Source organism: Ruoffia sp. FAM 20857, from assembly GCF_045528645.1.
GTDB lineage: Bacteria > Bacillota > Bacilli > Lactobacillales > Aerococcaceae > Ruoffia > Ruoffia halotolerans.
This window is the reverse complement of sequence record NZ_JBGQRB010000023.1, coordinates 12,152-34,400: the sequence shown is the minus strand read 5'-3', so window position 1 is coordinate 34,400 and position 22,249 is coordinate 12,152. Positions and strand designations below refer to the sequence as shown.

Genomic DNA, 22,249 nt, shown 5'->3' with positions numbered 1-22,249 from the left:
ACGGCGAGACAGAGTGATTGGAATTTATCCAAACATAGCCTCTGCAGAGCGTTTAATCGGTTCGATATTAATTGATTTCCACGAAAATTGGGAAAATAACGCTCGGACATTCTTACAAGTGTAATGTGCATGATGACCAGATGATATAACTACATTGAGACTTTTACACAAGATTATGGACTTGACATCCCATTCGTCTCAAGTTGCCTCAACTCAAGCCAAACCACCATCCCATTCGTCTCAATTTACTTCAACTCAAGCCAAACCACCATCCCATTTGTCTCAAGTTGCTTCAACTCAAGCCAAACGACAATCCCATTCGTCTCAAGTAACCTCAACTCAAGCCACACCGCAACCTCATTTGTCTTGAGTTCCATCCCCACAATAAATAATCGCTAAAAAAACCTAACCAAACAAAATTTGGTTAGGCTTTTTCGCTTTTACTTATTACTGCGAAAAACAGCTTCTAGGCGATAAATGCGATTACCTCTAGATGAGAATTTTTCTTCATATTCTGTCATGACGTTACCTTCGAAATCTGACTTGTGTAAATCAAGCCAAACTTGCTTAAAGTACATACCATATTCAGACATACTTTCAAGCGAGTGTTCAAATAGACCTTGGTTATCCGTCTTGAAATGAACTTCTCCGTTTTCTGGTAAGATGCCTTCATATTGTTTTAAAAATATTGGTGAAGTGAGACGTCTTTTAGCGTGACGTGTTTTTGGCCATGGATCACTGAAGTTTAAGTAAAGTAAGCTGATTTCAGCAGGTGCGAAATACTCGCTTAAATCACTGCCGTCCCCATGTAAGATTTGAACATTAGGTAGAGCTTCTTCAATTTGTTTTTCCAAGATTGATACAATCACACTTGTTTGGATTTCAACGGCGATATAATTTATTTCTGGATGGGCTTTTGCCATATTGATAATGAATTGTCCTTTTCCGGATCCAACTTCAATATGGATAGGTTGCTCTTTTTCAAAGCGAGACTGCCACTTACCTTTGTACTCAGCTGGGTCAGCTGGTACGTATTGCGGATATTCATTTAATTTGTCTTGTGCCCAAGGTTTGTTACGTAAACGCATAATTTAATTGCTCCTTAATTGGTTGAATCTTCATAGATAGTTTTAAGTAAAATAATGTATTCATTGGTTTTGTGTTGACGGCCTTCAAGATAATATTGCTTAATTAAATAAAGGCAATTCATCATACTATACCAACGAACGCGTTTGTAGAAAGAATTGTTAATAGGGTAGTTATATAACTCAAACCAAGCCATCCATTCACTGGGGGAAAAATAATGTACAAGTAACATTGTAATATCACTTAAAGGATCAGCTACTTTAACACTTTCCCAATCAACGAGATAGAGATGGTCATCATGGCTCTTCAAAAAGTTATTATGATTTAAATCTCCGTGGCATACTGTCCGGCGCACATCATAAAAATCATTATCAATGGCATCTTCCATATGTCGAATGACTTCGTTTAAGAAATGATTCGAAGCAAGCGTAGGTGACAAATCCACAAAATATTGATTAATAAAATCCAAAGGATAAAAATTACGCTCGCCCATTCGTTTGAGCATGAGTAATAAATTATCTGAGCCATGTATTTGACGGATTAATTCAATGACTTCTTTTGAACCCATATCTTCTTTCTTTAATAGACGTCCATCTTTCCATTCCTGGGCAGTAAATGTATCACCGGAGAAAGTTCTTTGCGTCCACATTAATTTGGGGGCAATGCCTTCAGCAGATAATGCTGCGATAAATGGAGAAGTATTTCGTTTAAAGAATACTTTCTCGTCTGATTTTACGCCCATATAAGCATCACCAGATGCACCTGCAATTGGGTGAAGTTCCCAATCGCCTTGTTGGTCATACATAGATTTTTCTGCCTCCCCCCAAAAACTAACTTAAAAAAATCACAATATCAAATATTTTACCATGATAAGAATTTGGGTCAATCTTTTTTTAGTTATTTTGATTAATTAAATAATAATCGATAAGTTCACCCGTATAAATATCACTTGCGAATTGATATTGTAAACGACCTTCAGCATTCTCAACAGTTACGCCACCAATGTAAACAAGGGGCTTGTCTTCAAATAAATCATATTCAATTGAATCGTAGTCGATCCATGAGCCAACGACGTTTCCATTTTGTCCGAGGCGGTTTTTTGCAGTTTCTAAGACAAGGCCTGCTTTTTTAGGACGGTTTTCTTTAATTAGTAAGGTCGTTGCTGCTCCGATGAGGACACCGGTTGCTAAAAGTAGTCCACCTAAGAGACCGTTATTATCATAATTGTAGTTTTGGTTATTTTCACTCATGTACTTTCACTCCTAATTTTAGATTCTTAAACTAGTTTAACACGTTGTCTGTTTCATGGCTAAAGAAAACCTTGGAAACCATTATATAAAATGTGTATAATGACTGGTTTGATGAGAGAATTTTCAGTGTAATAATAACTACTTATAAATTGCAATTTGACGCGATTTATGCAACAATTAGAGGGATTGTTTACAGATAAATTATATTAGAAGGAGGCAGTTTAACTGCATGACTATTAATGATAATCAATTTAAACGAATTAAAGAATTAACTGAATTACAAGGGATTTCCGGTAATGAGGGCGAAGTAAGAGCTTACCTCAAAGAGAAATTAACACCACTTGTTGACGAAGTTGAGATAAGTGGCTTAGGAAATATCTTTGGAATTAAAAAATCATCAACAGAAGATGCACCTAAATTAATGGTTGCAGCTCATATGGATGAAGTTGGTTTCATGGTAAGCCAAATTAACGATAACGGAACATTCAAAGTGACACCGATCGGTGGCTGGAATGTGTACGCTGTATCGGCACAACGTTTTACTTTACAAACAAAACAAGGAAACTATCCTTGTGTCTCAAGTGCAGTGGCTCCTCACTTATTACGCGGAAGCAAAGCACAATCATTAAAACCATCAGATATTTTATTTGATGCTGGTTTTACTTCCAAAGAAGAAGCGATGTCTTATGGCGTACGTCCAGGCGATAGCTTAGTCCCTGATGTAGAGACAATTCGTACAGCGAATAACGAATCAATCATTAGTAAAGCTTGGGATAACCGTTACGGGAGTGCTGTAATCTTAGATACATTAGAAAAAATCCAAGGTCAATCACTTAATTCAGAATTAATTATGGGCGCATCTGTTCAAGAGGAAGTGGGCTTACGTGGTATTCGTGGAGCAGTTCACCGTTATCAACCAGATTTATTCTTAGCGGTTGATTGCTCACCAGCTGCTGATGCTGAAGGTAAGAAAGATGTTCAAGGTCGCTTAGGCGAAGGCTTCTTACTACGCGTTCAAGATCCAGGAATGATTACTCACAAAGGTTTACGTGAATATTTATTAGATACGGCAGAGACAAACAATATTCCGTATCAATATTTCTTCTCAAAAGGTGGAACAGACGCAGGTGCTGCTCACACGATGAATGATGGTGTCATCAGTGGAGTTATTGGTGTGCCAGCGAGATATATTCATGGTCATCAATCACTCTTTAGAATTTCTGACTATGAAGCTGCACAAGCAATGTTAGAAGCTGTAGTCACAACATTTGATCGTACGACTTACGAAACGTTAGTTCAAAATACTTAATATCGGCTGAAAGAAAGGATATAATAATTATGTGGATTGCATTTTACAATGAACAAGGTGTTGGAGATGTCTTAATGTTAACTCGCGGGAAAGCAGACGAGAATCATTTATCAACAGAATCAAATAATGGTGTAACAATCGTGAGAGATAGTACTCAAGATAACGAAGTTATGTCAATTAATTTATTTAATATTTCTGAAACATTTAAACCAAATGGTCATGGGAATGTTGATTTAACTGAAGAGCAAGTGTCTCAAGTTAATGACAAGATTAAAGAAGCGGGATTTGACATTGAAGTAGAGGTTGACTCAAAACCTAAATTCGTAGTAGGATACGTTGAATCATGTAAAAAACACGAGGATAGCGACCATTTATCAGTGACACAAACAAATGTCGGCGGAGAAGTTTTACAAATTGTTTGTGGAGCAGATAATATTGCTGAAGATATGAATGTCCTCGTGGCTCGCCCAGGCGCTACAATGCCTAATGGTATGATTATTTGGCCAGGTGAATTACGTGGTGTTGAGAGTTCTGGTATGATTTGTTCAACCCGTGAATTAGGTTTATCTGATATCGAAGATTTACCAGGTATTTGGGAGTTGAAAGATTCTTTTGAGCCAGGAATGAGCCTTGAAGAAGTTGTCGCTTCATACAAGTAATAAAAGTTGATTAAACTAGTAGTCAAGGATGTGTAATAATGAAAAAATACGAAGGACCCGCATTTAACAACCGAAGTGGTCAGTCAGATAAAAGACGCTTCGCTCATCCAACTCAAGGAATGGATTCTGGTAAATCTAAGTTTGAACCAGCCTATCTGAATCAACAAAAGAAAAAGCAACAACCCAAAGATAATCAGCTGGTTGAAGCGAAAGAAACAAAAGAGGACTCACTTCGTGAACCAAAACAGACAACTCAACAAAGTGGACTGGAACATTATGAGATTCCTTTTTTGAAGAAGCAAAATAAACAGACGACATCGTTAAATACGCAACAGAGCTTAGAAGAAACTCAATTAAATGATGATGAAACATCGATGGTAGTCAGTAACTGGGATGCAACTAAACCGTCTCTGAGGTCCAATTACGAACCTTCATTTAAGAAACAAGTGGCAAATACTCATGAAGTTCAAGATGAAGAAGAACAAATTGAAGACAATTCATTTGAAGAGCGACCTTTCAAAGCGACTGAATTACCAAAACCATATAAGAAACCAAAATTAAGCAACCGACAAGTAGACGAGAATACAAGATTACTAGCTAAAAGATTGCAAAAATCTAAAAACAACTTTTTATTGTTTGAGGACTAGGAGGCAATAAAATATATGAATATGATTAATAAAGAACATAAATATCATTTTGTTGGAATAAAAGGGTCTGGAATGAGTGCTTTAGCACTGATTCTTCATGGCGAAGACTTTGAAGTTCAAGGAAGTGATGTAGGGAAATATTTCTTTACACAACAAGAATTAGAAAACCAAAATATTACGATTTTAGAATTTGATGCTGACAATATTACCGAGGATTTAACAATTATTGCTGGGAATGCATTTAATGATGATCATCCAGAATTAGTTAGAGCCAGAGAATTAGGCTTAGAAATTTATCGTTACCATGACTTTATTGGTGGTTTAATTCAGAACTATACAAGCATTGCAGTGACAGGTTCACACGGTAAGACATCAACAACTGGCTTACTATCACACACATTGAAAAACCTTGCACCGACAAGTTATTTAATTGGTGATGGAACTGGATTTGGGGATGAGACAGCGACATACTTTGCACTAGAAGCATGTGAATACCGCCGTCATTTCTTAGCTTACAAACCGGATTATACTATTGTTACTAACGTTGATTTTGATCATCCAGATTACTACCGCTCAATTGAGGATGTATTTGAAGCGATTCAAACGTTCTCTAATCAAGCGAATAAAGCAATTATTGCTTGTGGGGATGACGAATATTTATCGGAATTAAAGGCAGAGGTGCCTATTTATTACTATGGACTGACTGAAGAATCACAAGTACATGCAAAAAATATCGACCGAACTGTTGAAGGGTCTGAATTCGACGTTGTCATTGACGGGGAAGTATTCGGAAGATTTGCGATTCCAGTCTTTGGTGAGCACAATATCTTAAATGCTTTATCAGTCATTACAGTGCTTTATTTAGAAGGCTTTAGAGCAGAAGATATTAAAGAACATATCGCAACTTTTGCTGGCGTGAAACGTCGTTTCTCAGCACGTCAAATTCAAGATTTAACAATCATTGATGACTATGCACATCATCCATCTGAGATCGCTGCAACCATTGATGCAGCAAAACAACGCTACCCAAATCGTGAAATTGTCGCAATCTTCCAACCCCATACGTTCTCTAGAACGGTGGCGATGTTGAATGAGTTTGCAGAGTCGCTTTCTTTAGCGGATAAAGTGTATCTTGTAGAGATATTTAACTCAGCGCGTGAAGCGAACGGGGAAGTAACCATTGAAGACCTTGCGAAATTAATCCATCAAAATGTTGAAATCATCTCAACGGATCACTTATCACCATTAATGGGTTATAAAGATGCAGTATTCCTGTTCATGGGCGCAGGAGACATTGATGAACTTTCTCGTCAATTTGAGAAAGCATATGCTAACTTAAGCCCGAACCGATTATAGAATAGAAACAACAAGCGGCCAACGAGTTAGAATTCGTTGGCTGTTTGTGCTTAATAATTAAAGATGGAGGAATATTCAATGAGTCAACGTAAAATTATGTTAATTGACGGAAGTAGTCTTGCCTTTCGAGCTTTTTATTCAATCTTAGATTTAGACCGTTTTAAGAACAAATCAGGTCTACACACGAATGCACTTTATAGTTTTCATCGAATGTTAGACAGTGTCATGGAACAATTTCAACCGACACACATATTAGTCGCATTTGACAAAAGTGAAGTGACATTCAGAACGGATATGTTTAAAGAGTATAAAGGCGGGCGACAAAAAACGCCAAGTGAATTCAAAGAACAAATGCCTTATCTTAAAGTCTTATTAGATGCATACGGAATGAAACACTATGATATCTTGCATTATGAAGCGGATGATGTGATTGGAACACTATCGCATCAAGCAGATTCGCATGATGAAGTTATTGTTATTTCTGGAGATAAAGACTTAATTCAACTCGCCACAGACAACGTCACGGTGTATATTACCCGCAAAGGTGTGAGCCAATTAGAAGCTTATACGCCAGAGACAGTGATGGAAACATACGGAGTGACGCCAAAGCAGTTTATTGAGTTAAAAGGTCTAATGGGAGACCCATCGGATAATTACCCAGGTGTCACACGCATCGGTGAGAAGACGGCCATTAAATTAATCAAAGAATATCATTCTGTCGAAGAATTGTATGAGCGTCTTGATGAGTTAAAACCATCTAAGATGAAAGAAAACTTAACCAATGAAAAAGAAGAAGCGTTCATGAGTAGAGAATTAGCTGAAATCTTATTGGAAGCGCCAATTGAAATCGGGATTGACGACATCACTTATGAAGGGAAGAATATTGAAGAGCTCGTTGAATTTTACCGTCAAATGGAATTTAATAGTTTCTTGACTGAACTTCAAGCGACGTCAGATGTCGATATCACAGCGATTGAATCGGACGAACCACAACTTGAATACGACGTACAGTTTGTAGATGCAATCACAGAAGATATTTTACCTAAACAAACAGCGGTATACTTTGAAACTATTGGGGACAATTATCATTTTGATGATGTTTTATATGTTTCTTGGTATGATCAAGTTGCGAATACGGTTTATGTTGCTGAGGCATCTGTCGCTTTAAATGAAACGAATTTCAAAGCTTGGCTAGAAGATGAGTCAGTTGATAAAATTTTATTCGACTCAAAACGAGATGAAGTCTTAACAAGTCATTATGGGATTCAATTAAAAGGAATCATATTTGATACTTTAATTGCGGCTTACCTCGTTGAAGCGAATCATATGGACGAGATTGCGAATGTCGTCAGAGCGCTAGAAGTACCAGTGAATGTTGAGTTAGACGAGATGGTTTACGGAAAAGGTGCTAAGCGAAAATTAGCAGAAGACACAGAGGTAACCGTAAACCATGTCGCAAGTAAAGCCATAGCATTGGATGCGTTAGTAGAGCCATTACGTACTCGTCTAGTTGATTTAGAGATGGATGATCTATACGAAGACATCGAAGTGCCAGTGGCACGTGTTCTAGCTCGAATGGAAATTGCCGGAATTAAAGTAGACGGCGCAACATTAGAAGAGAAGAACGAAGAATTAATCGAACGATTAAAACAAATGGAAGCTCGTATTCACGAATATGCGGGTGAAGAATTTAACGTGAATTCACCAAAACAGTTAGGTGAAATTCTATTCGATAAGATGGGCTTACCAGTCATTAAAAAGACTAAAACAGGCTACAGTACAGCTGCCAACGTTCTTGAAAAACTGTTAGATAAGCATCCCATTATTCAAGAAATTCTTGATTACCGTTCTATCAGTAAACTTCAAGGAACTTACTTAGCTGGCCTACCAGGATATATTAAAGAAGATGGGAAGATCCATACGAAATTCGTCCAAACTTTAACGCAAACGGGTCGTTTAAGTAGTGCGGATCCAAACTTACAAAATATTCCGGTACGTTTAGAAGAAGGCCGTAAAATTCGTCAAGCCTTCATTCCTTCAGAAGAAGGTTGGCAATTATTTGGTGCCGACTATTCGCAAATTGAACTCCGTGTACTTGCGCATATCAGTAAAGAAGAACATATGACGAATGACTTTATTGCGGGTGAAGATATTCACTCGGCTACTGCAAGACGTGTATTCAATTTAGAATCGACGTCAGATGTTGATAGTAACTTACGTCGCCAAGCTAAAGCTGTAAACTTCGGAATTGTATATGGAATTAGTGATTACGGATTATCACAAAACTTAAATATTCCAAGACCTGAAGCAAAAGAATTCATTGAACGTTACTTTGAAATGTACCCAGGTGTTCAAAAATTTATGGCTGACATTGTTGAAAAAGCTCGAGAAGATGGCTACGTCAGCACATTATTCCATCGCCGTCGATACTTACCTGACATTAAGGCAAGTAACTTCAATATCCGTTCATTTGCAGAACGCACAGCGATGAACTCGCCAATACAAGGAACAGCAGCAGATATCTTGAAAATTGCGATGATTCGTCTACAAAAAGCCATTGACGATGAAGGACTTCAAGCAAGAATCTTACTACAAGTGCATGATGAGTTAATCTTAGAAGCACCTGCAGAGGAGATGGAACGCTTAAGTGAGCTCGTACCAGAAATTATGGAACACGCTGCAAATTTAGACGTACCTTTAGAAGTTGACTATAACCAAGGGATTAATTGGTACGAACTATAATATTGAATACTAGACTCTTACTCTTAATAGGGTGAGGGTCTTTTTTTGGTGTTTTTCCCAGTGTTAACAGGAAGAATAAAAAAAGTGTTTCTGATGTGGCGATTAACGAGAGCAATCTATAATAATTTCGCCTGAAGTTCAATCAATTGCTTGATAGCTAGGATTATCCTATAATTAAATTACTGTTTATTGAAATTGATCACAGTCTCTACGGTGAAAGTGGCGAAAATTTCAACGCCAATCACCTAATTTCATAAAAGGAGTCGAAGTATGAAAAAAGCAAAAAATATAATGATCTTACTCGTCTTAGTCAGCTTAGTTCTTGTCGGTTGTTCTTCCGGCGCTTCAGGTGACAACATAAAAATTGGATCAAAAGACTTCACTGAAAGTCTGATCGTGAGTGAAATTTACGCCTTAGCTTTAGAAGAGAATGGTTACTCAGTCGAGCGCGTACCAAGTATCGCAAGTTCAGTGATTCCACAAGCCATTGAAAATGCAGAAATTGATTTGTATCCAGAATATACTGGGACAGCCTTATTAAGTATCTTCAACTTACCGATGGATACAGATCCTGATAGTGTTGCTGAAACAATTCGTAATGCTTACGAAGAAGGTGGCGAGTTAACGACACTTGAATATGCGCCAGCGAACGATTCACAAGGTATCGCAATTACAACCGCTGCTTCTGAAGAATACGGTATTGATACAATCAGTGATTTACAAGCAAATGCTGAAAACATTCGCTTTGCGTCTCAAGGTGAGTTCGAAGAACGAGAAGACGGCTTAGAAGGACTTGAGGAAGTCTACGGTGAATTCAATTTTGAATCAATCACTGTCTATGATAATAGCTTAAAATATCAAGTCTTAAGTAGTGATGAAGCAGATGCGACACCTGCTTACACGACTGAAGGGCAATTATCGAATACTGATATGTATAAAGTGTTAGAAGATGACCAAAACTTCTGGCCACCCTATAATTTAGTGCCGATTGTTCGCCAAGATGTACTCGAAGCGAACCCTGATATTGAAACTATTATTAATGACATTAACGCAACACTAGATACACAAACCGTTGTTGCTCTGAATGCTAGCGTTGATATTGAGGGGCGAGACTATATGGAAGTTGCGGAAGAATACTATCATTCGATTCAATAAACCAAGCACACAAATTTTACGCGAGTAGAAGAAAGCTCTCTACTTGCGTATTTTTATTGGAAACAAGTATTTTGGGAAAAGTGTCTAAATCCTGTAAACTATACAGAAGATGCGACAACAAATTAGAATTGGAGGGAATTGCTTGCTTAAACAAATCATTGAATACTTTCAAACAGACGCTAGTGAGTTCACCGGATATTTGGTCCAACATATTAAACTAAGTCTAATAGCCTTAATTATTGCGATATGTATCGGCATACCCTTAGGTTATTTTAGTTACCGAAATAAGAAGGTAGGTGAGGTCTTAACAACGTCTTCGCAATTACTGCGTATTATACCGAGTCTAGCGGTGTTATTCATCTTAATACCAATCATAGGGGTGGGAGAATTACCGGCACTGATTGCGTTAACTTTTCTGGCCATTCCGCCAATTATTATGAATACGATTCTTGGCTTTAATGAAATTCCAGCGATCACTATAGAAGTGGCTCGGGGCATTGGAATGAACCAGAAACAATTACGTAACCGGATTGAAATTCCACTTGCAGCGCCTTACATTTTAAATGGAATTAAACTAGCCTTAGTTGAAATTATTGCCAGTGCAACTTTAGCAACCTATATCGGAGCTGGAGGATTGGGAACGTTAATCTTCACCGGGCTTGGACTTTACCGAATGGATTTATTAATCATCGGTGGGGGAACAGTGACATTATTATCACTATTAAGTATGGCTTTAATGGATTTATTAATAGAGAAAGTGGGGGAGAACCATGGCTAATACTAAGATAAAATTCAGAAACATCAACAAATCCTTTGATGACAAAGAAATCATTAAAGACTTGTCATTTGATATCGAAGAAGGTCAATTCATAACGATTCTTGGCTCATCTGGGTCAGGTAAGACAACGACTTTAAAAATGGTCAATCGCTTGATCGAACCAAACAGTGGTCAAATTGAAATCAATAATAAAGAAATCAAAGAGTATGATTTAATCGAATTGCGCCGACAAATCGGCTATGTTGTTCAACAAATTGGACTTTTCCCACACATTACGATTGAAAAGAATATTGCTACCGTGCCAGAATTACTTGGCTGGGAACCAGAGAAGATTAAAGAACGCGTAACTGAACTAATGGCTTTAATTCAATTGCCGTATTCCGAATATGCACACCGATATCCTAAGCAATTATCCGGTGGTCAACAACAGCGTATTGGCGTGGCACGTGCACTCGCAGCCAATCCTCAAATTATGTTGTTAGACGAGCCTTTTGGTTCTGTTGATGCGATTACCCGTAAAGAATTGCAGTCACAAATTAAAGCAATCCATGCAGAATTAGACAGTAAAACATTCCTATTCGTTACACATGACATCAATGAAGCCTTCTTACTCGGCGATCGCGTAATGATTATGGATAAAGGACGCATTGAACAATATGATACGCCTCAAAATATTATAAAAAATCCAAAAGGTGCATTCGTGAATAGTTTATTAGATACGGTTCGCGAAGAAGAATCATTATGGAGTGAGTTAATATGATCGATTACTTAGTTCGATATAGTGACCGTCTTATTGATGCGACAGTAACACATCTGCAACTTGTGACCATCTCATTACTCATCGCCATTGCGATTGCTGGCGTGATTATCTACACTTTAATTCATAACCAAAGATGGTTAAAGCGACTGACTTACTTTTTCTCTGCTTTATATTCCGTTCCAAGTTATGCTTTGTTTGCGCTATTAATTCCTGTGACAGGCTTAGGCGCAGATACGGCTATGATTGTCCTCACATTGTACTGTGAATATATTTTGCTGCGGACCTTTAGTACAGGAATACAAGAAATTGACCCTATGATTGTGGAAGCAGCTATCGGGATGGGAATGACGGATAAAGAATTATTCTTTCGAATCTACCTGCCACTTTCTTCTAAGGCAATCTTTAGTGGGATTCGACTTGCCATGACTTCGAGTATCGGAATTGCGACCATTGGTGCGACAATTAATGCTGGAGGCTTAGGAACGATTCTCTTCTCAGGTTTAAGAACACAAGACATGGTTCAAATTCTTTGGGGGATGATTTTGACGGTTTTATTATGTATTGCGTGCAACTTTATCTTAATACAAATTGAAAAATTTGCGTTAAGAAATTATGAAGTGGAAGGTTAATTTGCTTATAAAAGTTTGAAATTACTTGATGACTCCCAAATGTGAAAGCATTTGGGTATTTTAATATAATTCGGTATTTTATGTCCAAAGTATATAGAAATTTTGTTATAATTATCATATGTAGAAAGAGGTGCTTGCATGCCCGAGTTACCGGAAGTTGAAGTAAATCGAAAAGGTTTAGACAAATTAGTCAAAGGTAAAAAAATTAAAAATATTAACGTCTTTTGGAAGCGAATTGTTGTTCAATTTGAAGAGAATCCAAATGTCCTTCTGCCCTTAATTGATGAGACCATATTATCGGTGGACAGACGAGGTAAATACTTATTATTCCGTTTTCCTGATGGTTATTTAGTGTCTCATTTGCGGATGGAAGGAAAGTATTTTTATTTTCCAAAAGAGGAAGTACCACTAACAAAAGACAAACATACGCATGTCATCATTGAGTTTCATGATAAGAGCCAATTACATTATAATGATGTACGGAAATTTGGTAGAATGGAGTATGTTCCAAAATATTTAATTGAAGCATTCTTTGCCGAACGAAAGATTGGTCCAGAACCAACGGAAGCAGAGTTTCATTTAGAGGACCTCAAAGATCAATTAGAGAAGTCAAAGCAACCTATCAAATCGGCTTTGTTATCACAAAAGATAGTGACAGGACTAGGGAATATTTATGTGGATGAAGTCCTATTCGAAGCGCAGATTCATCCACAAACAGCCGGATTCCAACTATCAGATAAACAAATCAATACCTTGTATCATGCTATAATTCATATAATGAGTAAGGCAGTGGAACTTGGTGGATCAACGATTCGAAGTTACCGCAATACTGTTGGAGAAGCAGGACGCTATCAGAACGAATTAAAAGTATATGGTAAGACCGGAGAGCCTTGTGTCCGGTGTCAAAGTCCCATTGAGAAAATCCGCTTAGCCCAAAGAGGGACGCACTTTTGTCCCGTTTGCCAAAGATTATAACAGGAGATAAACGCATGAAAACTATTGCTATAACAGGAAGTATCGCTACTGGTAAATCCACGGTTTCAAAGTATTTGATTCAACAAGGTTACCCAGTGATTGATACAGATATTATTAGCCGTGTTGTGGTTGAAAAAGGCACTGTCGGCTTAGAACGTCTGAAAGAAAATTTCGGTGAAGATATTATCCAAGCAGATGGAACGTTAAACAGAAAAGCTTTAGGCAATATTGTGTTTAATGACGAAGCGAGTAAAGAAAAACTCAATCAAATTTTACATCCGTTAATTTCTAAAGAATCTAAAGAAAGAATGGCAGCATATAAAGAAGAAGGTCATTCACTAATCTTTGTGGATATCCCTTTATATTATGAAGTGGATATTGACATTCCAACGGATGCCGTCTGGCTTGTATACGTCTCACCAGACATTCAATTAGAACGCTTAATGAAGCGGAATCAAATTGGTGAAGAAGATGCACGCCAACTTATTAGCAATCAAATATCGATTCAAGATAAGGCCAAATGGAGCGAAATCGTGATTGATAATTCAAACACACCTGAAGAGACTCATAAACAAGTCGACCAACTATTAAAAGCAGAGAATAACAAGTAATTACTTAAGGAGGTATGTACAATGCAATGTCCTAAATGTCAGGGTCAGTCATCCAAAGTGATTGACTCACGTCCGGCAGAAGAAGGTCAGTCCATTCGCCGAAGAAGAGAATGTTTAGAGTGCGGCTTTCGCTTCAATACTCATGAGCGAATCGAGCAATCACCATTACTAGTAGTAAAACGCGATGGTACGCGTGAAGAATTTAATCGAGATAAATTAATGCGAGGCATTGTTCGAAGTGCTGAAAAACGGCCGATTGCGGTGGAGCAGATGAATGAACTTGTGAATCAAGTGGAAGAGTCCATTCGAGATGACGCTGACCAAGAGATCGAGACAAGCCGTATTGGGGAATATGTCATGCCTCTTCTTATGGAATTGGATGAGGTTGCCTACATTCGCTTTGCGAGTGTCTACCGTGAATTCCAATCGCGTGAGAGTTTCATGAAAGAATTAGAATCTATGGCAGATAAGCATGGATCACAGATTGAGGAAGGTCAAGATCAAGATGAGCCTAACCATTAATCCGCTTCAACCCTTTGTTTTAAAAGGGCAAGCAGATATTTCAGCTAATTATCTAGAAAGTTTAACTCATTTATATCAACCAATTATCGGTCCAGAAAGTATGGGTCTATACTTAACGCTAATGTCAATGCCAACAACTGTTCACTTGGATAGTCGCAGATTATTACGTCATCAGATTTTACTACTTCACTTGAACATTGGTATTAAAGAATTGAACGAAGCACGGATAAAACTCGAGGCCGTCGGTTTAATGCGAACATATCGCGATATGAAATCAAATTCGAATCCCGTACATCAAACAATTCTCTATGATTTAAAGTTGCCCCTACTCAATCAAGCCTTTTTCCAAGATGCTTTATTAAGTACAGCTTTATTAAATCAATTGGGCGAGAAAGACTACGAAGAGTTAACAACACTTTTAACTGTAGAAGCGATTGATGAGGATCGTTATGCTGAGGAGACGTCCAGCTTTCAAAAGGCGTTATATCCTATTCAAGTCAATGAAGCTGCTACAAAAGTTATTGACGAACAACCAGATAAAGTGCATAATTATGCACCCGGTTTAGAATATAGTCGTTTTATTTCTTATTTAATTTCTGAAGGAATAAACCATTCAGAATTATCTGAAGAATTGAAAAAACAGATTTATGCGATCCATGATATTTACGGCAATACAGAAAGCGAGTTAGCTAATCTAGTATACTTAGCTATGGATAAAACTACCGGAAATGTAAATTTAAATGACTTGAAGAAAATTGCTCAAAGACAAAATAAAAAAGCTGAATCGAATTGGCAATCGAATTTGCAACAAGACCAACTTGAGCCAAGGACGAAGTCGAACCGAACGTCTCGAATGTATTCGAAAGAAGAAGTAGAAGACCGCAGACAACAATTAAAAGCGCAACATCCTGAATTAGCGCCAGAAGCGGTTCAATTGGTGATTTCGTGTGAACAAATGCCGAGTAATGCATTCTTGAATAAGATGAAGCAAGCCAAAAAGACTTTCGCAACCGATTCAGAGCATTTTTATATTAGAGATTTAGCAGAAAAAACACGTTTAAGCGAACATGTTGTGAACTTTTTAATCTACTATCTTTTAGTGATTAACGACAGACCGAATATTTATAAAGGCGAATTGCAACGTGTAGCGAGTGAATGGGAACAAGAGGAATTAACGAATATCCCTAAGGCGATGCAATATGTGAAAGAACAACGCAAGAAGAAAGAAATCGAACAGAAGCAAAGAGAAAACCGTTCGAATTACAAGAAACGTGGACAATCCCAGCATCAAGAGATTATTCCATCTTGGATGAAGGATAAGGAACAGTCCGAGCAACAACAAGAGACTCCTCAAACTGCATCTCAACCGCAATATAGTGAAGATGAGATGCGTAAGCGTCTGAATGAGTTAATAGGGGAAGAAGGTGATTCATAGTGCAAAAAATTAATCAAATACTGACTCGCTTTACGAGAGATCCAAAGTTTCAAGCAGATTATAAAGCGACCGTCGATTATGTCTTAAATCATCCCGATGTCAAAGCGTTTGTGAACCAGCATGAAGAGGCCATTTCTCAAGAAATAATTGAAAATTCGCTTTCTAAATTGAATGAATTCGCACGGGAAATGGATCTATTAAGAAAAGGAGAACAAGGACAAAACCCTGGTTTTAAACCAGTTTTGTTCTTGAATTATAATTACATCGATGTGTCATATGTACCAACGAAGGCCTACTATGACAACAAAGAGAAGCAGCAACAAAGAAGTTTACTAGACAACCGAATGATGTCTGCGGATGTTAGAGAAGCAACCTTGACTGAGTATTATGCCAATACAGAGTCGCGTAAGCAACTTTTAGCCGAAGTGATCAGCTTTTTAGATGAGTACAAGAAGAACCCACATCGTGCTCAAGGCTTATACATTTCTGGGGAATTCGGTGTAGGGAAGACTTATTTACTGGGTGCGTTAGCCAATGCACTGGTGAAGTTGAATAAAAGTGTGACGATGATGCATTATCCAACTTTTACAACGGAGATTAAATCAACCTTTGTGGATAACTCAACACAACAAGTGTTAACAGATGTGAAGTCGGTCGATATCCTAATTATTGATGACATCGGAGCTGAAGCCAATACCGTTTGGGTACGTGATGAAGTATTGACGACCATTCTTGAATACCGTATGAAGGAGTCATTACCTACATTCTTCTCGTCGAACTTTAACTTAAAAGAGATTGAAAGCCACTTAGCTCACTCAAGAGATGGTGGTAACGAAACAATTAAAGCCAAGCGAATTATGGAAAGAATTCGTTTCCTAGCAAAAGAAGTCTCCCTTACAGGAGAGAACTTAAGACATAGAAATAGATAAGGAGGGATGATTTGAACCGTAATCCTGAAGAAGAACTCAAACAAAAGCGACTACTCATGATTTATTTTGGAATCGCCTTAGCCATTCAAGTAATCGTCTTATTCATCTATTATTTTAGAGAAGGACAAACACAATTGGCCTTTCCAATGCTTCTGGGTATTTTTATTACAGGTGCTGGCTTGGTGACGCTTTCTCAGTTTGGTAAGCGACAATAGGACTTGTAATTCAATAAAAGTTATGATATAAATATGATATAGCTTTTGCTGCCATTAGGAAGCGAAAAGCCCTTAAATGAATAAACGACTTTACATGAAGACAACTTTGTAAACTCAATGCTTTCAGAGAGGGATGATTTGGTGCGACATCCTACATTGCTTTATATAAGACCCCTTCATATACTTTTACTCTGAACTCGGTTTCGATATTAGGAGTAGACGCAGACGCCCGTTAAGCTTGAACGAAGTTCATAGAACACTCATTTAGTGTCTCTACGGAAAAAATTGGGTGGAACCACGTATTAAATTTCACGTCCCATTGATTGAGTATACGCTCAGTCAATGGGATTTTTTTGTATATTTTAAAAAAAGAGGAGAATGGTCATGGACAAAATTAAATTAACGTTTCCAGATGGAAATGTAAAAGAATTTGACGCAGGTATTACAATTGCTGATGTTGCTGATTCAATTAGTAAATCACTTAAAAAAGCAGCCTTAGCAGGAAAACTAGATGGGGAAATTATTGATTACCATACACCGATTACTAAAGATGGTGCGATTGAAGTTATCACAAACAAAAGCCCTGAAGCTTTAGAATTAATGCGTCACTCATCAGCGCATCTATTAGCACATGCGTTAACTCGTTTATACCCAGGGATTCAATTTGGCGTAGGACCAGCGATTGAATCAGGATTCTACTACGATACTTATAAAGACGATCCAATCACTGAAGAAGACTTACCTAAGATTGAAAAAGAAATGAAGAAAATTATCTCAGAAAACCACGACATTGTTGGTCGCGTCGTTTCTAGAGAAGAAGCCTTAGAAATCTTCAAAGATGATACTTTCAAACAAGAATTAATTAAAGAACTTCCGGAAGATGAAGAAATTTCGGTTTACCAACAAGGTGAATTTGTTGACTTATGTCGCGGGGGACACATGCCTTCAACAGGTAAGATTAAAATGGTTAAATTATTATCACTGGCTGGTGCATACTGGAGAGGGAATTCAGATAACACTATGATGCAACGTGTTTACGGTACTGCATTCTTCAAACAAGATGAATTAGATGAATTCTTACGTGTACGTGAAGAAGCAAGAGAACGTGACCACCGTAAGTTAGGTAAAGAACTCGGTATCTTCATGATTAATCAAGAAGCAGGGCAAGGTCTCCCATTCTGGTTACCAAACGGGGCAACAATCCGTCGTACCATTGAACGTTACATTATGGATAAAGAAATTAACTTAGGTTATGAACATGTGTATACACCAATCATGGCTAAATCAGATTTATATAAAACTTCTGGTCACTGGGATCACTATAAAGATGACATGTTCCCATTAATGGATATGGGTGACGGCGAAATGCTAGCCCTACGTCCAATGAACTGTCCACATCACATGTTAATTTACAAAAACGACATCCACTCTTACCGTGAATTACCAATCCGTATTGCGGAATTAGGTATGATGCACCGTTACGAAAAATCAGGTGCCTTATCAGGATTACAACGTGTACGTGAGATGACATTGAACGACGCGCATATCTTTGTACGTCCTAACCAAATTAAAGAAGAATTCAAACGCGTACTGAAATTAATTGAAGATGTATACAACGACTTTAATATTACAGATTACCGCTTCCGCTTAAGCTACCGCGATCCAGAAGATAAAGAGAAATACTTTGATGACGATCAAATGTGGGAAAAAGCAGAAGCAATGTTAAAAGAAGCGATGGACGAATTAGGTCTAGAATACTTTGAAGCGATTGGTGAAGCAGCCTTCTACGGACCTAAATTAGACGTACAATTCAAGACGGCCATTGGTCTTGAAGAAACAATGTCTACGGTTCAATTAGACTTCTTATTACCAGAACGCTTTGAATTAACCTATGTCGGTGAAGATGGACATAATACTCACCGTCCAGTAGTTATTCACCGTGGGGTTGTATCAACAATGGAACGTTTCGTTGCTTACTTAATCGAAGAGTATAAAGGGGCATTCCCAACATGGTTAGCGCCTGTTCAAGCAGTATTATTACCTGTAAGTAATGATGCGCATGGTGACCGTATTGAAGAACTTTACCATGATTTAAGAGCGAAAGGTTACCGCGTTGAGATGGACTTACGTAACGAAAAATTAGGTTACAAGATTCGTGAAGCTCAAACGTCTAAAGTACCATACCAAATCGTTATTGGAGACCAAGAGGTGGAAGACGGCACAGTGAATATCCGTCCATACAGCTCTAAAGATTCTCAAACAATGACTTACGACGAGTTTGTTGAATACCTTGAGAAAGATATCGCATCAAAAAGTCGTGACTCTGAATAATTTAAATAGTTAATAGCAGAACAGCTCAACCGTTGTGGTTTATGACCATGATTGTTGAGCTTTTTTGCATGGAAGTGAGGGACTAAAGTGCCGACCACAATTTGCGTATCTCGTGACTTTACTTTAAGTTAGCGCTAAGCTAATTATATACAGCTTTAAACAACTTAAGGAGGATTATATTATGGCGAAAATACATATTAAAAGAGCTTATGATGATGCTAAAGACCAAGATGGTTACCGCATACTAGTGGACCGTCAATGGCCGAGAGGCATTAAGAAAGAAGACTTACATCATGATGAGTGGTTTAAAGACATGGCCCCTTCATCAGACGTACGTAAAGACTTTGATCATGAAGAGGGTAAATTCTCATGGTTCAAAGAAAAATATGAAGAAGAGTTGAACAATCATGATGAGAAAAATTCTTGGCTAGCTTTGGTCAAAGAAAAATTAGATGATGGTCCTGTAACTTTGTTATATGCAGCTAAGGATAAGGACAATAATAATGCTGTTGTATTAAAAGAATGGACAGAGGATCATCTATAAAAATACTCGATACAATCAATTTCATTTTACTTTTAACTAATAACATCGGTATAATGGAACGAAAGAGATTAAAAAATTGAGGAGGAAAATAAATGGTCTTTGAAATTGTAGTGATAGTAATATTAGTTATCTTACTCATCAACCAATTTAACTTATGGAATCGCTTTACAGTTTGGTTTAATCAACAATCTGGTAGCGAAGTGGGAGAAAATGGACGCAATTATAAGGGGTATATCTTTATCGTACTCATTGGAGCAATCTTCGCTTTCATCACAGCTTACTTTCAAACAGCTAGAGAGATTAACTTTGCAGCAACATCTTTAGCGCTTGAGCAATTAGCAATGAATAGCGAAGTGATTGCGGAATCAGCAATGAATGCCCAAACTGCTGCGTTTCAGAATGCTTTTGATTTCACGTCATTGTACTGGCAAAAATTCTTTGAAAATGCGACACTATTTATCCTATTACCAGTCTTAATTAGTTTAGGAACAGTATTCATGCAAGATGAAATGAAGAAAACAAAAGAAGAGTTAGCGCAAGTTACGATTGGTGATTCGAAAAAAGTTGAACCAGAACCTGAAATAGAAGTCGCAGAAACAACTGAACCCACAGAAGAACCTATAGTCAATGAAGACATCACTGTATTAGCTGAAGAAGAAATCAAGGAAGAAGCAGACGACGATACATCTGAATTGTCATAACAAAAAATGAGTTAGTGAGATTTTCTCACTAACTCATTTTTTTATTTATCTTTTAATCGATTTGTACGTAATTGGTTTCGGTCACTAAAGAATGAACGATACGTTAAGTAAGTCGCGATATAAGTAGAAATTGCCGCAGAGGCTAGCATCATAAACATAACCATAATTTGATAAAGAATGGCTTTAGCAGGATCAATTCCCGCAAACATCAAACCAGCCATCATCCCTGGTAAAGTCACTATTCCTACCGTCTTCGTATTATCAATCGTTGGTTGTAACCCCCGACTCATTGTTGCTTTTAGAATCGATTGGGAAGCTTGATAAGGTGTTGCACCAAGAGCCAGTTTTTCTTGAACGGCTTGTGCTTGGTCTGTAAACGTCTGTGATAGGGTAGAGAAGGCTAAACCAATCGAACTCATTGAGCCCCCGATAATCATCCCAGTAATTGGAATAAGTTGAGAGGGTGTGAATTCTAAACTACCTGAAAGTACAAGCACACTAATCGTAATCGTCGCTGTGGTTAAAATCGCAATTAAAGAATTGATAAAAGCGTTTTTCAGCCCTTTACCACGTTGTCCCGCATTCCAGCTAGCATTCAATATCATGACTAGCATCATCGCTAGTGTTACAAATGTGTTATTAACTTGGAAAATTCCTTGTAATAGGAACCCAACCACAACGAGTTGAACAATCATGCGGACAATCGCAATAATTAACTCTTTTTCAAGTTTTAATTTTTTTCGGTATGAAATGATAATCGCAATAATGACTAAAATAAATGATAAAACTAAAGAAGTTGGGGTTACATTAAGCTGGTTCATGATTATCCTCACTTTCATCGAAGCCTATCTTATCTAAGGTGATAAATCGGTCAGCTAATTGTTGTTCTTTTTTAATGTGGCTGACTATAATCACTGTCACATTGTTTTCCTTACGGTATTGATTTAACCATTCCCAGATGATTTTTCGAGTATCTGAATCTAACGCACTTGTAATTTCATCCAGTAAGAGAATATCAGGGCGGAATTGAACGTTACGAATTAAAGCCACACGTTGTTTCTCTCCACCAGATAAAGTTGTAATGTCTTTATCCAAATACGACTTCGGTAATTGAACATGTGAAAGTAAATCTTTCGCAAGCTCTTCATCAAAGTCCATATCGCGAATATCATAACTAAACTGTAAGTTATCTCGCACCGTCTCACCAAATAAGGTTGGCGATTGGAAATAATAAGAGACATTTTGACGTAATTCAATGGGGTCAATGTCCTCGGCATTCTCACCTTTGAATAGATAGTCACCTGACGTTGTTAAGGCAGGGCTTTGTAATTGCGCAAGGTATTTGAGTACGGTACTTTTACCGCTCCCAGAAGGGCCATTAATCGTAAGAATTTCGTTGGGTTGAACGTCAAATGATAAGTTACTTATGATTGTTTGCGTATTGGTTTTAATTGTTAGATTATTAATCTGTATAAGTTCTGACACGGTAATCACCTTTCTTTGAAAAACATATAACCTAATTGTAAGCATTCTAAAAGGCCAATGCAAGATATACTAATAAAAAATATATATAAAAACTCTGAGCCAATGTCATGAACTAACATCGGATCAGAGT

The 22,249-nt window shown here is 37.6% G+C and carries 25 protein-coding genes; 19 read left to right on the top strand and 6 right to left on the bottom strand.

Going from position 1 to position 22,249, the window contains the following annotated elements:
• Positions 1–13: 13 nt before the first annotated feature.
• Positions 14–124 (top strand): hypothetical protein, encoded by a 111-nt coding sequence (locus ACEN4N_RS06830; protein WP_407093776.1) that lies wholly within the window; start codon positions 14–16, stop codon positions 122–124.
• A 121-nt stretch (positions 125–245) separates the two neighbouring features.
• On the opposite strand, the gene ACEN4N_RS06825 is transcribed toward ACEN4N_RS06830, so the two are convergent.
• From ACEN4N_RS06825 to ACEN4N_RS06810, 4 genes are all read right to left on the bottom strand, one after another.
• The gene (locus tag ACEN4N_RS06825; RefSeq protein WP_407093929.1) at positions 246–377 is read right to left on the bottom strand and encodes a hypothetical protein; all 132 of its coding nucleotides are present in this window, start codon (positions 375–377) and stop codon (positions 246–248) included.
• A 63-nt stretch (positions 378–440) separates the two neighbouring features.
• The gene (trmB, locus tag ACEN4N_RS06820) at positions 441–1,088 is read right to left on the bottom strand and encodes a tRNA (guanosine(46)-N7)-methyltransferase TrmB (protein ID WP_407090496.1); all 648 of its coding nucleotides are present in this window, start codon (positions 1,086–1,088) and stop codon (positions 441–443) included.
• Between the two features lie 14 nt (positions 1,089–1,102).
• On the bottom strand, positions 1,103–1,891 hold the full coding sequence (locus ACEN4N_RS06815) for a phosphotransferase family protein (protein WP_407090497.1): 789 nt from the start codon (positions 1,889–1,891) through the stop codon (positions 1,103–1,105).
• An 88-nt stretch (positions 1,892–1,979) separates the two neighbouring features.
• The gene (locus ACEN4N_RS06810; RefSeq protein ID WP_407090498.1) at positions 1,980–2,336 is read right to left on the bottom strand and encodes a hypothetical protein; all 357 of its coding nucleotides are present in this window, start codon (positions 2,334–2,336) and stop codon (positions 1,980–1,982) included.
• Between the two features lie 235 nt (positions 2,337–2,571).
• Between ACEN4N_RS06810 and pepA the strand changes: the two genes are divergently transcribed.
• The 18 genes from pepA (at position 2,572) to ACEN4N_RS06720 (ending at position 20,634) form a co-directional block, all read left to right on the top strand.
• Positions 2,572–3,645 (top strand): glutamyl aminopeptidase, encoded by a 1,074-nt coding sequence (gene pepA / locus ACEN4N_RS06805; RefSeq protein ID WP_338490560.1) that lies wholly within the window; start codon positions 2,572–2,574, stop codon positions 3,643–3,645.
• A gap of 29 nt (positions 3,646–3,674) precedes the next feature.
• Positions 3,675–4,304, top strand: coding sequence for a YtpR family tRNA-binding protein (ytpR, locus tag ACEN4N_RS06800; protein WP_407090499.1), 630 nt, complete (start codon positions 3,675–3,677; stop codon positions 4,302–4,304).
• A 38-nt stretch (positions 4,305–4,342) separates the two neighbouring features.
• Complete coding sequence (locus ACEN4N_RS06795) at positions 4,343–4,951, top strand: hypothetical protein (RefSeq protein ID WP_407090500.1); 609 nt, start codon at positions 4,343–4,345, stop codon at positions 4,949–4,951.
• A gap of 21 nt (positions 4,952–4,972) precedes the next feature.
• On the top strand, positions 4,973–6,307 hold the full coding sequence (murC, locus tag ACEN4N_RS06790) for a UDP-N-acetylmuramate--L-alanine ligase (RefSeq protein WP_407090516.1): 1,335 nt from the start codon (positions 4,973–4,975) through the stop codon (positions 6,305–6,307).
• A 78-nt stretch (positions 6,308–6,385) separates the two neighbouring features.
• Positions 6,386–9,049, top strand: a complete 2,664-nt coding sequence (polA, locus tag ACEN4N_RS06785; protein WP_407090501.1) for a DNA polymerase I — start codon at positions 6,386–6,388, stop codon at positions 9,047–9,049.
• A gap of 270 nt (positions 9,050–9,319) precedes the next feature.
• Positions 9,320–10,204, top strand: a complete 885-nt coding sequence (locus ACEN4N_RS06780) for a glycine betaine ABC transporter substrate-binding protein (protein WP_407090502.1) — start codon at positions 9,320–9,322, stop codon at positions 10,202–10,204.
• Positions 10,205–10,331: 127 nt separating this feature from the next.
• On the top strand, positions 10,332–10,982 hold the full coding sequence (locus ACEN4N_RS06775) for an ABC transporter permease (RefSeq protein WP_407093930.1): 651 nt from the start codon (positions 10,332–10,334) through the stop codon (positions 10,980–10,982).
• Positions 10,975–11,742, top strand: coding sequence for an ABC transporter ATP-binding protein (locus tag ACEN4N_RS06770; RefSeq protein ID WP_407093928.1), 768 nt, complete (start codon positions 10,975–10,977; stop codon positions 11,740–11,742). Before ACEN4N_RS06775 ends, ACEN4N_RS06770 begins: the two co-directional genes overlap by 8 nt.
• Positions 11,739–12,371 carry an ABC transporter permease gene (locus ACEN4N_RS06765; protein WP_138404662.1) on the top strand — a complete coding sequence of 211 codons (633 nt, stop codon included), beginning with the start codon at positions 11,739–11,741 and terminating at the stop codon, positions 12,369–12,371. Before ACEN4N_RS06770 ends, ACEN4N_RS06765 begins: the two co-directional genes overlap by 4 nt.
• A gap of 138 nt (positions 12,372–12,509) precedes the next feature.
• Positions 12,510–13,346 (top strand): DNA-formamidopyrimidine glycosylase, encoded by an 837-nt coding sequence (gene mutM, locus ACEN4N_RS06760; protein WP_407093927.1) that lies wholly within the window; start codon positions 12,510–12,512, stop codon positions 13,344–13,346.
• Between the two features lie 14 nt (positions 13,347–13,360).
• Positions 13,361–13,957, top strand: a complete 597-nt coding sequence (gene coaE, locus ACEN4N_RS06755) for a dephospho-CoA kinase (protein WP_407093926.1) — start codon at positions 13,361–13,363, stop codon at positions 13,955–13,957.
• Positions 13,958–13,978: 21 nt separating this feature from the next.
• Positions 13,979–14,479 (top strand): transcriptional regulator NrdR, encoded by a 501-nt coding sequence (gene nrdR / locus ACEN4N_RS06750; RefSeq protein WP_407093925.1) that lies wholly within the window; start codon positions 13,979–13,981, stop codon positions 14,477–14,479.
• On the top strand, positions 14,463–15,914 hold the full coding sequence (locus tag ACEN4N_RS06745) for a hypothetical protein (protein ID WP_407093924.1): 1,452 nt from the start codon (positions 14,463–14,465) through the stop codon (positions 15,912–15,914). The genes nrdR and ACEN4N_RS06745 overlap by 17 nt, the downstream gene beginning before the upstream one ends.
• Positions 15,914–16,843 (top strand): primosomal protein DnaI, encoded by a 930-nt coding sequence (dnaI, locus tag ACEN4N_RS06740; RefSeq protein WP_407093923.1) that lies wholly within the window; start codon positions 15,914–15,916, stop codon positions 16,841–16,843. Before ACEN4N_RS06745 ends, dnaI begins: the two co-directional genes overlap by 1 nt.
• Before the next feature lie 11 nt (positions 16,844–16,854).
• A complete protein-coding gene (locus ACEN4N_RS06735) occupies positions 16,855–17,058 on the top strand; it encodes a hypothetical protein (RefSeq protein ID WP_197103861.1) in 204 nt (67 codons plus the stop codon).
• A gap of 384 nt (positions 17,059–17,442) precedes the next feature.
• A complete protein-coding gene (thrS, locus tag ACEN4N_RS06730) occupies positions 17,443–19,389 on the top strand; it encodes a threonine--tRNA ligase (RefSeq protein ID WP_407093922.1) in 1,947 nt (648 codons plus the stop codon).
• Between the two features lie 181 nt (positions 19,390–19,570).
• Positions 19,571–19,933 carry a DUF488 domain-containing protein gene (locus ACEN4N_RS06725; RefSeq protein ID WP_407090512.1) on the top strand — a complete coding sequence of 121 codons (363 nt, stop codon included), beginning with the start codon at positions 19,571–19,573 and terminating at the stop codon, positions 19,931–19,933.
• Positions 19,934–20,025: 92 nt separating this feature from the next.
• The gene (locus tag ACEN4N_RS06720; protein ID WP_407090513.1) at positions 20,026–20,634 is read left to right on the top strand and encodes a hypothetical protein; all 609 of its coding nucleotides are present in this window, start codon (positions 20,026–20,028) and stop codon (positions 20,632–20,634) included.
• 41 nt (positions 20,635–20,675) lie between these two features.
• On the opposite strand, the gene ACEN4N_RS06715 is transcribed toward ACEN4N_RS06720, so the two are convergent.
• Both ACEN4N_RS06715 and ACEN4N_RS06710 read right to left on the bottom strand, forming a co-directional pair.
• Positions 20,676–21,455: an ABC transporter permease gene (locus ACEN4N_RS06715; RefSeq protein WP_407090514.1), complete on the bottom strand. Its 780-nt coding sequence runs from the start codon at positions 21,453–21,455 to the stop codon at positions 20,676–20,678.
• On the bottom strand, positions 21,442–22,119 hold the full coding sequence (locus ACEN4N_RS06710; RefSeq protein ID WP_407090515.1) for an ATP-binding cassette domain-containing protein: 678 nt from the start codon (positions 22,117–22,119) through the stop codon (positions 21,442–21,444). The genes ACEN4N_RS06715 and ACEN4N_RS06710 overlap by 14 nt, the downstream gene beginning before the upstream one ends.
• Positions 22,120–22,249 lie beyond the last annotated feature (130 nt).